Genomic DNA, 14,796 nt, shown 5'->3' on the forward strand with positions numbered 1-14,796 from the left:
TATGTACCAGTTTATACTGGGAAAAATCTCCACTCTTTGCGCGGACCCGCTGGCGTCAACGCTCGCAGATATGGCACCTCAGGGTGCGCGAAACCGTTCCTGGCTGGCAGGCAGGACGCTGCTCGCCCGGACATTGTCCCCGTCTCCGCTGCCCGACATTGTGTACGGTGAACAGGGGAAACCCGCCTTTGCGAAAGATCATCGGCTCTGGTTTAACCTGAGCCACAGCGGGGACGACATTGCCCTGCTGGTGAGCGATGAAGGTGAAGTAGGCTGCGATATCGAAGTGATACGCCCGCGTGAAAACTGGCAGGCACTGGCGAACGCGGTTTTCAGCGTGGCGGAACATGCAGAGCTGGAACGCGAAGCGCAGGAGGCGAAGCTCCCCGCTTTCTGGGGGATCTGGACGCGTAAAGAGGCGATTGTGAAGCAACGAGGCGGCAGCGCCTGGCAGATTGTCAGCATCGACAGTACCTCTGAGGCCCACTCGGTCAGCCAGCTTCAGTTTGGCTCGCTGAGTCTCGCCGTCTGCACGCCCACTCCGTTCACCCTTACCCCCGGGGCGATTTTTCACCACGAGATGTCCGGGGCAGGAATATCACCAGCACGCCCAGCATAATCAACCCGACACCCGCCAGCCCCTGCCACGAGAACGACTCGCCCCAGCCGGGCAGCAGGATCGCCGCGCCCCACACCAGAATATAACTGAGGCTCAGCAAGGCGTACGCTTTGCTGAGCGCCATGCGATGCAGCGCCAGATACCAGCAGCCCATAGAGGCCACATAGCCCATCAGCCCCAGCAGCAGCGCGCCGGTACCGGACGAAAAATGCCAGAGAGCCCTGAAAAATGCCAGCGCCTCGCCGACGGGCGGAAGCGCCTGCATGGCGCTGCGCAGCAGCAACTGCGCGGCACTGACTAACGCCACGCTGCATAACGCCCAGCACGCCCCTTTCACAGGCTTCCTCCCAGCAGAACAATCCCGATCATAATCAACCCTACGCCCAGCCAGTGATGTCGGGCCACCTTCTCATGCCAGAGCCCCTTCGCTGCCAGCGTCACCCAGACAAAATTAAGGCTCAGCATGGGATAGGCGACCCCGACGGGAAGACGCTGCAATACCACCAGCCAGACCAGCATGCCGCAGCCCAGCGCCAGCAAGGCGAGCCCCAGCCAGAGCACAATATGCGCGCCACGCCGCCCGGTTTTCGCCGGACGGGTCGCTTGTTTCTGACAGAGCTGTCCCGCGCAGGTCAGCAGGCTTGCCAGCACCAGCCAAAGCCAGGTCATCATTGCGGCAGATACTGCAGGTAAGCCAGCCGCCCCTGGATATACAGGTAGTCCGGCTTTGGCAGGTTATCCCGGTTCAGATCGTCGTTCTTCGACAGCAGGATCACCAGCGACACGCTTCCCTGCTGGCGATGCCTCGCCAGCCACTGCGCAAAGTCATCTTTAGTGATAAAGCGGTCTTTCACGTCCGGATAATCCAGCCCGTAACGCAGCTCACCGCTCTGACCAAACATGATGATGTCATTACGTTTAAGCTCCCACGCCAGCCCTGCCGCCACGCCGACGTTATCGGCCAGCACGAACCGGCTCTGCTGGAGCGGGTCGCGCACTGTATCCACCAGCGACTGTGGCTGTTTGGAGTCCACCACCAGGTTGGGAATAGCAAAACCAATCAGCAACGCCAGCCCGGCAGGGCACAGCGCCGCCAGCCACCAGCGCTGCTGGCTCCGTCTGAAGCTAAACCAGCCCACCACGGCCCAGACGAGGAAGGCCACCACCGCGCAGAAGACTTTAAACAGCTCGACCGATGTCCAGACCGGGTGCTTAGCCAGCCCCCACGGCGACACGACTAACGCCGCGATGACACCGAGGGTACCGAACGCCAGGTTGATCCCGGCATTGATGCGTAACACGCTGGCCCCCTTTTCCGCAGCGAGGCAGGCATAGCGCGCCATCAGGATCGCCAGCGGGGCAAAACACGGCAGGATGTAGGTAGGCAGCTTGCCTTTGGCAATGCTGAAGAATAAAAGCGGCATCACCACCCAACCAAGCAGATAAAGCCCGCCGCCTGCCGGATGTTTTTCACGCCAGCCCAGACGCAGCGCACCGGGCAACAGCGCCAGCCACGGCAAACTGCCCGCGACCAGGAATGGCAGGTAATACCAGAACGGGGCTTTGTGCTGGGCGTCGCTCTGGGCAAAACGCTGAATGTGTTCAACCCAGAAGAAGTAGCGCCAGAAATCGGGTTCACGCTGGGCAATCGCCAGCCCCCAGGGCAGGACAATAAGCACGCAGCTCAGGATCGCAAGCCCGCCAAAAATCAGCACCTCTTTCCAGCGCTTTTGGACAATCACCCACGGCAGGACGCCAAGGACCGGCACCGCCAGAGCGAGAAAGCCTTTGGTCATCACCCCCATGCCGCAGGCCAGCCCCAGCACGATGTAGCCCCCCGCTTTGCCAGCCAGGGTCTGCGCCTGCGAGGCCAGCCAGAAACTGCACATCGCCGCCGCCAGCCACAGGGAGATGATGGGGTCGAGCACGGCATAGGTGCCAATGCCATAGACCAGAAACAGCGTCAGGAAGATAAGGCCGGAGAACAGGGCAACGCGTTTATCGCGCCAGAGTTGCCAGGCCATCCAGATAACCAGTAGCGCCGTCAGGCCGGTGGAAAAGATGGCCCCGGCGCGCACGGCAAAGTTTGTATGGCCAAACAGCAGTTGCCCGAGGCTGTTGACCCAGTAGCCCGCAATCGGCTTTTCAAAGTAACGCAGCCCCAGAAAATGCGGCACAATCCAGTTGCCGGAGGCGAGCATTTCACGGCTGATTTCCGCATAGCGCGTTTCATCAGGCTGCCATAACAGACGGATATCAACCGGAATGAGATAGTAAACAATAAACAGGGCGAAAAGCCCTAAGCCATAACGGGCGACTTTCATGGTACCGGACTCACGGTTTGTTGATAGCCAAGCCAGCCTTCCCGGCCAGCCATTTCACTTCGCACAATTTTGCCGACGGGCAGCGTACTGAGATCGTCTGGCAGCAGGTCGATCAACGGGCAGAACTGAATCCCCTCCTGCGCCGCCAGCGTCAACAGCGCATCGAAATCATGCTGATACGCAATCCCTTCCACCTCGGCGTGGATGGTGTAGACCGGCGTGCCGGTGTCGCGATGTATACAGTCCAGAATGTAGCGGTTGAAGCCGTCGGCGGTCACCTCGCGCCCCACCACTTCATCCCAGGTGGGCAGTGTGACCGGGATTTGCACCGTGCCAACGCGGTTTTCACCGAGCTGCGGTAAAAATGGTCCGCTGCCCCGGCAATCGCTGTTGTAGCGAAACGCGAACGGCTCTTTGGCTTTCACGACGCGTTGATCCGCACGCCATCCGGCCACGGCGGAGCAGCGCACCGACTGCCCGATAATGGCCTCCAGCTCCCGCAGACCACGCTCGATTTCCCGGGCCAGGCGAGGAATGTCCCAGACGCCCGCCCAGGCCTGCCAGGCATGGTGATCCCAGGCATGCAGGCCGACCTCATGGTGCTGCGCCGCTTCACGGATGATGGCTTCGTTACCCGCGCCGATACGCCTGCCGGGCCATGCGGTACCGGCCAGCAAAATATCCCAGCCGTAGAGCGATGCTGCGCGCGAGCGCAGCATTTTGAACAGAAATGCCGGTTTAACCAGACGCCATAAATGACGTCCCATATTGTCTGGCCCCACGCTGAAGAAGATGCTGGCACGCACATCGTGCTTGCTCAGCAGCCTCAGCAGTGCGGGAACGCCGTCACGCGTTCCCCTGAAGGTATCGACATCAATGCGTAAACCGACTTTTTTCATGAGGCCTGTTCCGACAGCTCCACGGTGCGCAGGAAGAAATCGAGCGTCTCATCAATGGTCTGCTCCATCTTCACCGTTGGCGTCCAGTTCAGGCAGCGCTTCGCATTGCGAATGCTCGGCTTGCGGTGCTCAACGTCCTGGTAGCCTTTGCCATAGTAGCTGCTGCTTTCCACTTCGCGGAATCCTGCAAACGGCGGGAACTGGTTACGCAGCGGATGGCGCTCAAAGCTTGCCAGCAGCATTTCGGCCAGTTCACGAATGCTCGCTTCGTTATCCGGGTTGCCGATGTTGATGATCTCCCCGTTGCAGCGGCCATCCTTGTTTTCAATGATGCGGAACAGGGCTTCGATGCCGTCGCTGATATCGGTGAAGCAGCGTTTTTGTTTACCGCCTTCAATGAGCTTAATGGGCGAGCCTTCCACCAGGTTCAGGATCAGCTGGGTAATGGCGCGGGAGCTACCAATGCGCGCCGCGTTCAGGTTATCCAGACGTGGCCCCATCCAGTTGAATGGCCGGAACAGGGTAAAGCGCAGCCCTTCTTTCTCGCCGTAGGCCCAAATCACGCGGTCCAGCAGCTGTTTAGAGACGGAGTAAATCCAGCGCTGCTTGTTGATCGGCCCGACCACCAGGTTAGAGGTATCTTCATCGAAGTTTTTATCGGTACACATGCCGTACACTTCGGAGGTGGACGGGAAGATGATGCGCTTATCGTATTTCACGCAGTCGCGGATAATCTTCAGGTTCTCTTCAAAGTCCAGCTCGAACACACGCAGCGGGTTGCGGGTGTACTCAATCGGCGTGGCAATGGCGACCAGTGGCAGCACCACGTCGCATTTTTTGATGTGGTACTCGATCCACTCGGAGTGGATGCTGATATCCCCTTCCACGAAATGGAAGCGCGGGCAGTCAAGGAAACGGCTGATGGCATCGGAGCCAATGTCGAGGCCATAAATTTCGTAGTTATCGTCTTTCAGCAGACGCTCGGTCAGGTGGTTACCAATAAAACCGTTTACGCCGAGGATCAGCACGCGGGTGCGGCGCTTAATTGCCACCACCGGGGCGCTGGTGATCAAGGCGCCGGGAACCAGCCCCAGAGACTGCGCCAGTTGCGCGCCCTGCACATAAACGCCGTTGTCGGTCTGACCGGTCACGATCTCCAGCGCCTGCTCGCCGCAGCTGACAATCAGCGGAGAGACAGAGACGATGGTGCCCGGTTTCGCGGCCGGGACATCGTCGCGCACGCGGGATTTCCAGACGATGAATTTGCTGACGCCGGCAAAGCTATACGCCCCCGGCCAGGGGTCGGTCACTGCGCGCACCAGGTTGTGCAACTGGCGGGCGGGCTTGTTCCAGTCCAGACGGCCGTCTTCCGGCGTGCGGCGGCCAAAACAACTCGCCTTGCTCTCGTCCTGAGCGGTCTCGCTGAAGGTGCCGTTCAGGATGGTCGGCAGTGCATCGCGCAGCAGGCTTTGTGCCACCGAGCAGAGTTTCTGATGAAGCTGCAGCGCCGTCTCATCCGCATCAATGGCAACACGCTGCTGCGCGATGATGGCGCCCGCATCCGCGCGGTGCACCATGCGGTGCAGGGTCACGCCGGTTTCAGTTTCGCCATTCACCAGCACCCAGTTCAGCGGCGCGCGGCCACGGTAGGCGGGCAGCAATGAGCCGTGAAGGTTAAATGCCCCTTTCGTCGCCAGACGTAAAATATCGTCGCAAATCAGGTTGCGGTAGTAGAACGAGAAGATGACATCCGGGGCGGTGTCGCGAATGCGATCCACCCACAGCGGGTGGTTGATATCGTCCGGCGCGTAGACCGGAATGCCGCGCTCGGCGGCGATACGCGCCACGGAGCCAAAGAAGTTATTCTCGCCTGCGGCGTCCGGATGCGTGAAGATGGCAGCGATATCATAACCCGCTTCAAGCAGGGCAAGCAGGCCCGCGCACCCCATATCGTGATAGGCAAAGACAACAGCTTTCATGGGTGTTTTTCCTCTTGAGAGACTTTGTGTTCCTGGCGGACAACACGTTGAATAAAGTAGCGCGGACGTGCGCGAACATCGTTATAGATACGGCCAATGTACTCACCGAGCAGGCCCATCCCGACAAACTGGGCGCCGATGAACATGAACAGCACGGCAAAGAGCATGAACACCCCTTCCGCCGCCCACTGGGGGCCAAAGACCAGACGCAGGACGACCAGCAAAACGGAAAGCGTGAACCCGGCCAGCGCGATAATGCTGCCAAAGACGCTCAGCAGGCGCAGCGGCGTGGTGGTCAGGCAGGTGATGAGGTCGTACATCAGGTTGATAAGACGCATAAAGCTGTACTTCGACTCCCCGTGCTCACGCTCGGCGTGCAGCACCGGGATCTCCGTCGCCTTACGGGCAAAGGTATTCGCCAGAATCGGAATGAAGGTGCTGCGTTCATGGCAGTGCAGCATGGCGTCGACAATATGGCGGCGATAGGCGCGCAGCATGCAGCCGTAATCGCCCATCGCTTTGCCGGTGGTGCGCTGGATCAGGCGGTTGATGGTGCGGGAAGCCAGCTTGCGGAACAGGCTATCCTGACGATTCTGCCGTACCGTACCCACCACGTCGTACCCTTCGTCGGCTTTGGCGACCAGCCGGGGGATCTCCTCCGGCGGGTTTTGCAGATCGGCATCCAGCGTGATGACCAAATCCCCCGTCACGTGGCTGAACCCGGCCATAATGGCCGAGTGCTGGCCATAGTTGCGGTTAAGCAGCACCGCGACGATATGGCTGCCTTCGGCCTGCGCAGCCTCGGTCAACATCAGGGCGGAGTTATCGCTGCTGCCGTCATCCACCAGCAGGATTTCGTAGGCTTTGCCCAGCGTCTCGCAGGCGGCGGTGGTGCGGCGGATCAGTTCGGGCAGGCTCTCCTGCTCGTTATAAACGGGGATCACCACAGAAACTTTTTGTACAGGCGGCGCACTGAACATATCAATGTCCTGCAAGCTGATGGAGCGCGGTAATGACGCGGGTTGTGTCGTCATGAGTCATGTCCGGGAAAAGTGGGAGAGAACAAATACGCGCGCTGTTCCATTCAGAATGCGGGAGCGATACATCAGGAAAACGCTCGCGGTAGTATTTTTGGGTGTGTGCCGCGCGGAAATGCAGGCCAGTGCCGATGCCCTTCTCCTTCAGGGCCGCCATCAGGTTATCGCGGGAGATCCCGCAACGGGCTTCATCCACGCGAATAATAAACAGGTGCCAGGCGTGCACATGCGGCCATGATGGAATAGTGAGCGGCTGGAACGGCGTGTCGGCCAGCTCGCGCAGGTAGCGTTCGGCGATGTCCTGACGGCGTTTATTGGCCTGTTTCAGTTTGCCCAACTGCACCAGCGCCAGCGCGGCGTTGATATCCGCGAGGTTGTATTTAAAGCCGGGCGCGATCACTTCGGCCTGCGGCGCGCGGCCGTGGGTCTGGCGGTCATAGGCATCGACGCCCAGACCGTGGAATTTCAGGCTGCGGATTTTTTGTGCCAGCTGTTCGTCATCCGTCACCACCAGACCGCCCTCGGCGCAGGTCATGTTTTTAATGGCGTGGAAGGAGAAAATTGCCGTGCCCTGCCAGCCCACGTGACGGTCTTTGTAGTACGTGCCCGCGGCGTGTGCCGCGTCTTCGATCACCGGAATACCGTGACGTTCCCCCACCGCGCGGATAGCATCGATATCACACGGCGCACCGGCGTAATGCACCGGGATAATCGCTTTGGTACGCGGCGTAATCGCGGCGTCTACCGCGTCCGGGGTGACCATCAGGGTATCTTTGTCCACATCGATCATCACCGGGTTTGCCCCCAGCAGAACGATCATATTCAGCGTGGAGACCCAGGTCAGGGAGGGGGTGATGACGTCATCGCCAGGGCCAATACCCAGCGCCATCAGGGTGACGTGCATCCCGGCCGTTGCCGAACTGACGGCAATGGCGTGGTGATTCCCGGTCAGCTGACAAAATGCCTCTTCAAGCGCCTGATTTTTCGGCCCGGTCGTGATCCAGCCAGAGGTTAATACCTCCTGCAACGCCGCGATTTCCTCATTACCCATTGAGGGGCGGGAAAAAGGCAAAAAATCACTCATCATTAATTTCCTTGCAATAAGAATGGCATGCTTTTGATATTAACCAATTAGCGGACCGTTTATTTCAACGGTTCATAAACTCATATCAAGGTAGCGCTCATTTCTTAGGGAAAAATTAAGAGAGGGAATTAAAATGTTTTCAAATGAATATAAATATCTTTAAAAACATAAAGTTATAAAATTATGAATTATTTATTTTGTGACAGCACTCAATTTTTTCAAAATGTAACGTTTAAACCAAAGCTCAACAAACAAAAAAAATCCCGGTTATTTCTTTAAAAACAGAAATAACCGGGAACTTTTCTTTTTAGTTAATTGTCGCGCTTATTTTAAATTATTTGGGAAGTCAGCGGGCAATTCACTGGCCGCACACGCAATTACGCTGTCATCGTTAGCCCCACAGTCGCGCACGAAGGTAATGGTGGCAAATTCATCAATCACTTCTGTTGGATAGGCCGGACCTGCATCGCGATAGCTGTTCATCAGTGGAATGTGATCGTTCTGGAAGCAGACGGTTTTTTCCGGGTTGTTCATGACCCAACGCGGGAAGAAGATAGTGCCATGGAACAGTTTGTCCCCAAGGTTCACGATCAGGCTAACGTCGGTGCCGGTGGGTTCAGTCCAGGAAATTTTATAAATACTCTCACCTACGCGAACAACATATACCTGCTGATCTTTTACCCAACGATTTCCCACCAGGCCGCTGTGAATACGGTAGTCGATGGTATTTTCATTTTTAATATAAATCTCGTAGTTCCAGCCATTATCGTAGGTATAAACCAGATGTTTGCCGATGAAGCCGCTTAAGTCGTGTTTGTCGAAGGTGCTCATATAATGTCTCCTTTGTTTTGATGAGACGATCCTACCCCTTCAAAAAATGAATGAATAACGCTATGTTTGAATCAAATTCATCCAAATTTTAGATTGATTATGCACAAGACGACGCTCGAACAATGGTCCTTGCTGGAGAAGGTGGTGGATGCGGGCAGTTTTGCCAGAGCCGCGGAAGAGACGCACCGCAGCCAGTCTTCCGTCAGCTATAACCTGGCGCTACTGCAGGAACGGCTGGGGGTGGCGCTTCTGGTGCAGGAAGGCCGTCGGGCGGTGTTGACCCCTGCCGGGGAACTGCTGCTCAACCAGGTCAAACCGCTGCTGAAAGCCTTCGCGTACGTTGAGACACGTGCGCTTACCCTGCGTAACGGAATGCGCACGCGGCTGGATCTGGTGGTGGACAATATCTTTCCCCGCCGTCGTCTGTTCGCCATCCTGCGTCAGTTCCAGCAGCAGTATCCGCAGACTCAGGTCCGTCTCACCGAAGTGCTGGAAAATACCCGCGCCGATGCCATCAATGATGAAGCCGATGTAATGGTCTTAACCCGCCGCCAGGATATGACCGGGCTTGGCGAATGGCTGATGAATATCGACTTTGTTGCCGTGGCCCATCATCAGCATCCGCTCTTTCAGCTCGACGCGCCGCTGAACGACGACATGCTCCGCCCGTGGCCGCTGATTAAAATTGCGGACAACCAGACCGCGGCGCACTCCGCCAGTGGCTCGTGGACCTTTTCCACCATTGACGCGGCCATTGAGGCGGTGATGTCGCAGGTGGGTTACGGCTGGCTGCCGGAGGAGCGCATTCAGACTCAGCTGGAACAAGGGGTACTGAAGATGCTGCCGCTCAGCCATGGCGTGCGGCGAGCCACGCCGCTGCACCTGATTGTGAAGCGCTCGCTTAGCCCGCTGGACGAACAGGTTGAGACGCTATTGCGCCTTTTTAGCCAGGAGCCGTCATCGTCACCTGCTACGCTTTAAGGTCCGAACGTTAAAACGATAAGGAGCAGATGATGAAAATCGACTTTACGGGGAAAGTGGCGCTGGTCACCGCCTCAACGGGTGGAATTGGCTTCGCCATTGCCAGAGGGCTGGCAGAAAGCGGTGCGGAAGTGATCGTCAATGGCCGCAGTACCGAGTCGGTGAATAAAGGTATTCAGCAGCTGCAGCAGGTGGTGCCGGGCGTGCAGGTGCGTGCCGCGATAGCCGATCTCAGCACGCCGGAAGGGGTCGAGTCGCTGCTGAAGGTGGCGAATAACGTGGACATTCTGGTCAACAATGCCGGGATTTACGGGCCGCAGGATTTCTATGCCACCGACGATGACACCTGGGAACGTTACTGGCAGACCAACGTAATGTCCGGCGTGCGTCTCTCCCGCGCGCTGCTTCCCGGCATGGTGAAGAAAGGCTGGGGCCGCGTGGTATTTATCTCCTCCGAGTCGGCCTGCAATATCCCGGCGGACATGATCCACTACGGCGTGACCAAAACGGCACAGCTCTCGCTGGCACGCGGACTGGCGAAGTTCGTGGCGGGTAGCGGCGTGACGGTCAACAGCGTATTGCCGGGGCCGACGATGTCTGATGGATTCGCAGAGATGATGAAAGACGAGATCGAGAAGACCGGTAAGTCGCTGGAACAGCTGGCAAAAGAGTTTGTGATGGCCAACCGCCCCAGCTCGGTGATCCAGCGAGCGGCCACGGTTGAAGAGGTCGCCAATATGGTGGTCTATGTCTGCTCAGCGCAGGCCTCCGCCACGTCTGGCGCGGCGTTGCGCGTCGACGGTGGCGTGGTGGATGACATTATCTGAGTGGCTCAGGCCGCAAGAATGAGAAAAAAAGCGTGAGGTTTAAGGACTGTGGCGCCAAAGCAGGTAAACTAACGAGCAGAATGTGTATTTCAGCTAAGACGTATTTATGACCAATATGATTGCCGACGAGACCGTGGCCAAATCTAACGTGCTCTCTGTCTTCGACTTTGATGGAACGTTAACACACCACGATAGCTTCATCCCTTTCCTGCGTTTTGCCTTCGGGAAACGTTACTTCGCGGGACGACTGGTGCGTATGGCATTGCCGACGCTCCATTGCGTACGCCGCAAGCTAACGCGTGATGAGCTAAAAGAGGTGCTGATCAAAACGTTCCTGACGGGGGTGGATGAACACTGGTTACGTCAGCAGGCGGAAGCGTTTTGCGAAAAATACTGGAACAAGCTGATGCGCCCCGAGGGGGTGCTGGCGGTGGCGGCGGAGGTGAACTCTGGCGCGGAAGTGACCATCTGTTCCGCCTCTCCGGCACTGGTGCTCCAGCCGTGGGCTGACAAGCTTGGCATCAAGCTGATTGGCACACAACTGGAAGTGAAAGACGGTAAGCTGACCGGGCGCATTACCGGCAACAACTGCCGCTGCGCCCAGAAAGTCGCCAGACTGGAAAAGGTGTATGGCAATCTGAACGAGTACCATCTGCGCGCCTGGGGAGATACCCGTGGCGACCACGAACTGCTGGCCGCAGCGCAGGATCCACACTGGCGGCACTTCCACCCACCGCGCAAGCGCCGCAACTCACCGATTAAGGGTTAGGTGCGGTCTGGTGCCCTCACCCCGGCCCTCTCCCACAGGGAGAGGGAGAAGAGCGTTGCATCAGGCCTCACGTTTCCCCGGGAACATCACGCTCGCAATAATCCCCAGCGCCAGCACGCCTAATACCACGAACAGACTGGTCGTCGCGCCAATGCTGTAGCCGTGATGCCAGAAGTGATCTGTTGCATTCAACCCGAGCTTGAACGCCACGAAGAACAGCAGCAGGACCACCGCCTTCTCCAGGTGAACCAGATACTGCTTCAGCGCTTCCAGTACGAAATAGAGCGTACGCAGGCCGAGGATGGCAAACATCATGGCGCTGTAGATAATCAGCGGCTCGCGGCTGACGGCGATAATGGCCGGTACGGAGTCAAACGCGAACATCACATCAGACAGCTCCACGACCGCCACGCAAAGTAATAATGGCGTCGCGTAACGTTTCGCTTTTTTGACGCGCCCAACCATTACGTCCTGGTTTTCTGGTTTTTCCAGCTCCGCATCCACCTCTTTCTGGGTCAGAATAAAGGCGTGGCTGCTGATTTTCGGCCAGACAGGATAGAAGCGTTTTACCAGGCGATAGGCCAGGTGTCCGGAGTAATCTTCAACCTCGTCGCTCTCTTCGTTACGCCTGAGCATCATTACCGCCGTCCAGCCAACGACCAGCGCGAAAATAACCTCCACGTACGGCCCCAGACTCAGCAGGCTGGTCCCAATGGCCACGAAGATACCGCGGAAGACAATCGCCCCCAGCACACCCCAGTAGAGTACGCGGTGACGGTACTTATCCGGCACGCCGAACCAGGCAAAAATCGCCATCATCACAAACAGGTTATCGACCGAGAGCACCTCTTCCAGCGCGTAGCCGGTGAGGAACAGGCTCGCCATCTCGGCACCGTGGTGAACATACAGGAACCCGGCAAACGCCATCGCCATCGAGAACCAGAAAACGGACCACATTGCGGCACTTTTCAGCGAAACAGGCTTATCGTGACGGTGCATGAAGAGGTCGATAAACATCGCCCCGACAGCCATCACCACAAAGACAACAACGGTTTCCGTCGGGAAACCGAGATGAGCAGCAGACATACACAACCCTTTTGTAGAGGCAAAACACAAAAACCATGCAGACTGGCATATGCCAGCAGAGAAAAAGAGTGGTGCCCAGGGCACATCACTCTGAAAAGTAAAAGTTTAAACGTTCTTTTCGGCTGTGTAGAGACATTAAAGTTGTATCCTTTAACCTGAAAAAGACTTTAAAGTTGTAAAGTTTTAAAAAAAACACATACAAAACATGATGCTAAGTGTGTATCACACGCTGTTCCAACATTATGCCTTGATGTTCTTGCAGGAACTGCAATTTACAGGAGGAAAAAGGTGTTTTTGTAGTTATCTGGCGTTACGTGACAGTGTTGGTCAGATACTTCCACCTCTTCAGAGTTAAAGTTTGATATATGGGAAAAAAAAACGCTCCCGGACGGGAGCGTAAGCCAGTGACTTCGGCGTCAAATGAGGGTCTAACAAGTGGAGCTGCGGGTTAATTCTGGGTGATCTGACTGCGATGCTTATCAGCCTGCTGCTGGTGAACAACGGAAGACTGACCATTATTCGCCTTCTCATGTACAGCTGCGGCCTTCTCATGCTCGCTCATTTCAGAAAATGACTTTGCTGTTTCGTTGGTAGCTCCGGGTTTAGCTTTCATCATTTTTTTATGCATTTCAGCCATGTCCTGGTGGGCAGCAGAATTGCTGTTTTGCATCATGTCATGGGACATTGCGGCCTGATCGTGACTGCTCATATCCATCATTGTCATGCTGTCTCCCTGAATTGCACTTTTTTCAGCAGATGACTGCATCTGGTGGGCAGGTGCCTGAGCATTATTTACCTGGTCATGCATGTTCATTGTCTCTGCAGCCATGGCAGATGAAGCGGCAGCCATAATGGCAACAAATGATACGAGAATCTTTTTCATGGTTGGGTCTCCGGTGTTTACATACCCAAACAATCAATGGCTTATAACAGAGAAAGCAGTTGATCTCAGGGCGGGTTAATCATCACTCCAGGAACCAGGTGATTGTGTTATCACGCTGCTCCTGATTTATGAATAATTATAAAAAACCGCCTCTGTTTATCGCGTGACTGAATGATGACAATTTTGTCACCTTCCAGGTTTCTCCTGAACAACGGGATTAATCCATTAACAGGCGCACTTTGAACACAATTTCACGCCCCTGCTGTTCTGCTGACAGCTCGCCGCCGTGAGCATGAATGATCGACCTTGTAATTGATAATCCCAGCCCCGCGCCTTCCGTGTTGTAGAACCTTGATGAGTCTGCGCGATAGAACCGGTCAAACAAACGTTCCAGATTAGCGGGAACCTGGCCGGACATCGTATTCGTAATCATCACGTTCACACAGTCACTGTCACGCTCAAGGTGTATCGCTGTACAGGTGTTATCGGGAGAATACTTGATTGCATTGGAAAGCAGGTTACTGAAAGCACGTCGGAGCATATCGCTGTCTCCGGCAACAACGCCCTCTCCTTCAACCGTGATTGTCTTTCCTGTTTCGTCTGCCAGGGGCTCGAACAACTCACGTAATTCATTCAGTTCGGCTGCCAGATCCACATCATGTTTATCCAGCCGCAGCAGACCATGCTCTGAACGTGCCAGAAAAAGCATGTCACTGGTCATTCGTGACAACCTTTTCAGTTCTTCCAGGTTAGCGAATAAAATTTCGCGGTAATGCGAAACATCCCTTTCCTTAGCCAGTGCAAACTGCGTCTGCATCATCAGATTACTGACTGGTGTGCGCAGCTCATGCGCGATGTCAGACGAGAAATCTGACAGTTTCCGGAATGCCCCCTCCAGGCGATCAAACATATTATTGAACTCCTGCATGGTCTCAGAGATTTCCGGCGGAGCCAGATCGGGATTTAGACGCTGATCCAGGCTGTGTACGGTCATGGAGGAAGCCAGACTGGTCATTTCCCGTAGCGGTTTCAGACCAATACGTGTGGTCAGCCAGCCCAGAAAAACAGAAATAAAGACCAGACCGATATTGAACCAGAACAGCCAGGTACTGAGTTTGTCCATAAACAGGGTGTGATACCCAGTATCCGTGGCAACCGTAATGATGACATGTTTGCTTTTACCCTGTTCCGGCGTCACGGCAACCCGCCGCGAGATACTGCGGTACACGGTGTTATTTTCTTCCGTCTGGATCATATAGTCGAGAATATCACCCGACTTATTAAGCAGGACCGCTGGAACAACAGAATTTTTGGCATAGAGTTCAACAATTTTTTCATTTTCCATGTTTTTTATAGAAATGAATAAGCCATTGTGCCCCACCATCGCATCGTTTATTTTTTCTGATAATGACTTAATATCCGTTTTGTTCCTGAACGTCTCTGTTTTAAGAAACTCTTCGGTGAGCTGAAGTTTACC

15 protein-coding genes are annotated in these 14,796 nt (G+C 55.8%); 4 read left to right on the forward strand and 11 right to left on the reverse strand.

Annotated features, from left to right (window positions below):
* Nucleotide 1 precedes the first annotated feature (1 nt).
* On the forward strand, nucleotides 2-619 hold the full coding sequence (gene acpT, locus APU11_RS24065) for a 4'-phosphopantetheinyl transferase AcpT (protein ID WP_029883618.1): 618 nt from the start codon (nucleotides 2-4) through the stop codon (nucleotides 617-619).
* Here acpT and arnF read toward each other — a convergent pair.
* From arnF to APU11_RS24105, 8 genes are all read right to left on the reverse strand, one after another.
* Nucleotides 552-956 carry a 4-amino-4-deoxy-L-arabinose-phosphoundecaprenol flippase subunit ArnF gene (gene arnF / locus APU11_RS24070; protein WP_013099171.1) on the reverse strand — a complete coding sequence of 135 codons (405 nt, stop codon included), beginning with the start codon at nucleotides 954-956 and terminating at the stop codon, nucleotides 552-554. The two genes, acpT and arnF, sit on opposite strands and share 68 nt — an antisense overlap.
* Nucleotides 953-1,291: a 4-amino-4-deoxy-L-arabinose-phosphoundecaprenol flippase subunit ArnE gene (arnE, locus tag APU11_RS24075; protein ID WP_013099172.1), complete on the reverse strand. Its 339-nt coding sequence runs from the start codon at nucleotides 1,289-1,291 to the stop codon at nucleotides 953-955. Before arnE ends, arnF begins: the two co-directional genes overlap by 4 nt.
* On the reverse strand, nucleotides 1,288-2,943 hold the full coding sequence (gene arnT / locus APU11_RS24080; RefSeq protein ID WP_058650530.1) for a lipid IV(A) 4-amino-4-deoxy-L-arabinosyltransferase: 1,656 nt from the start codon (nucleotides 2,941-2,943) through the stop codon (nucleotides 1,288-1,290). Before arnT ends, arnE begins: the two co-directional genes overlap by 4 nt.
* A complete protein-coding gene (gene arnD, locus APU11_RS24085; protein WP_045294885.1) occupies nucleotides 2,940-3,842 on the reverse strand; it encodes a 4-deoxy-4-formamido-L-arabinose-phosphoundecaprenol deformylase in 903 nt (300 codons plus the stop codon). The genes arnT and arnD overlap by 4 nt, the downstream gene beginning before the upstream one ends.
* Nucleotides 3,839-5,821 carry a bifunctional UDP-4-amino-4-deoxy-L-arabinose formyltransferase/UDP-glucuronic acid oxidase ArnA gene (arnA, locus tag APU11_RS24090; protein WP_013099175.1) on the reverse strand — a complete coding sequence of 661 codons (1,983 nt, stop codon included), beginning with the start codon at nucleotides 5,819-5,821 and terminating at the stop codon, nucleotides 3,839-3,841. The genes arnD and arnA overlap by 4 nt, the downstream gene beginning before the upstream one ends.
* The gene (gene arnC / locus APU11_RS24095; protein WP_013099176.1) at nucleotides 5,818-6,801 is read right to left on the reverse strand and encodes an undecaprenyl-phosphate 4-deoxy-4-formamido-L-arabinose transferase; all 984 of its coding nucleotides are present in this window, start codon (nucleotides 6,799-6,801) and stop codon (nucleotides 5,818-5,820) included. Before arnC ends, arnA begins: the two co-directional genes overlap by 4 nt.
* A gap of 1 nt (nucleotide 6,802) precedes the next feature.
* Complete coding sequence (arnB, locus tag APU11_RS24100) at nucleotides 6,803-7,942, reverse strand: UDP-4-amino-4-deoxy-L-arabinose aminotransferase (RefSeq protein WP_058650531.1); 1,140 nt, start codon at nucleotides 7,940-7,942, stop codon at nucleotides 6,803-6,805.
* 324 nt (nucleotides 7,943-8,266) lie between these two features.
* The gene (locus tag APU11_RS24105) at nucleotides 8,267-8,773 is read right to left on the reverse strand and encodes a phenolic acid decarboxylase (RefSeq protein ID WP_029883623.1); all 507 of its coding nucleotides are present in this window, start codon (nucleotides 8,771-8,773) and stop codon (nucleotides 8,267-8,269) included.
* A 99-nt stretch (nucleotides 8,774-8,872) separates the two neighbouring features.
* On the opposite strand from APU11_RS24105, the gene APU11_RS24110 reads away from it, so the two are divergent.
* The 3 genes from APU11_RS24110 to APU11_RS24120 all read left to right on the forward strand — a co-directional run bounded on the left by APU11_RS24110 (nucleotide 8,873) and on the right by APU11_RS24120 (nucleotide 11,350).
* Nucleotides 8,873-9,754 carry a LysR family transcriptional regulator gene (locus tag APU11_RS24110; RefSeq protein ID WP_045294878.1) on the forward strand — a complete coding sequence of 294 codons (882 nt, stop codon included), beginning with the start codon at nucleotides 8,873-8,875 and terminating at the stop codon, nucleotides 9,752-9,754.
* Nucleotides 9,755-9,786: 32 nt separating this feature from the next.
* Nucleotides 9,787-10,581, forward strand: a complete 795-nt coding sequence (locus APU11_RS24115; RefSeq protein ID WP_020687718.1) for an SDR family NAD(P)-dependent oxidoreductase — start codon at nucleotides 9,787-9,789, stop codon at nucleotides 10,579-10,581.
* A 106-nt stretch (nucleotides 10,582-10,687) separates the two neighbouring features.
* Nucleotides 10,688-11,350 (forward strand): HAD family hydrolase, encoded by a 663-nt coding sequence (locus APU11_RS24120; protein ID WP_013099181.1) that lies wholly within the window; start codon nucleotides 10,688-10,690, stop codon nucleotides 11,348-11,350.
* A gap of 60 nt (nucleotides 11,351-11,410) precedes the next feature.
* On the opposite strand, the gene APU11_RS24125 is transcribed toward APU11_RS24120, so the two are convergent.
* The 3 genes from APU11_RS24125 to pcoS form a co-directional block, all read right to left on the reverse strand.
* The gene (locus APU11_RS24125) at nucleotides 11,411-12,436 is read right to left on the reverse strand and encodes a TerC/Alx family metal homeostasis membrane protein (RefSeq protein WP_014833633.1); all 1,026 of its coding nucleotides are present in this window, start codon (nucleotides 12,434-12,436) and stop codon (nucleotides 11,411-11,413) included.
* 448 nt (nucleotides 12,437-12,884) lie between these two features.
* Entirely contained in the window at nucleotides 12,885-13,319 is a 435-nt protein-coding gene (gene pcoE / locus APU11_RS24135; protein WP_000723069.1) for a copper resistance system metallochaperone PcoE, read from the reverse strand.
* Between the two features lie 217 nt (nucleotides 13,320-13,536).
* A partial coding sequence (gene pcoS, locus APU11_RS24140; RefSeq protein ID WP_060578733.1) for a copper resistance membrane spanning protein PcoS occupies nucleotides 13,537-14,796 on the reverse strand: 1,260 nt, incomplete at its 5' end.

It is taken from the genome of Enterobacter sp. 50793107, from assembly GCF_001463365.1.
Classification (GTDB): domain Bacteria; phylum Pseudomonadota; class Gammaproteobacteria; order Enterobacterales; family Enterobacteriaceae; genus Enterobacter; species Enterobacter cloacae.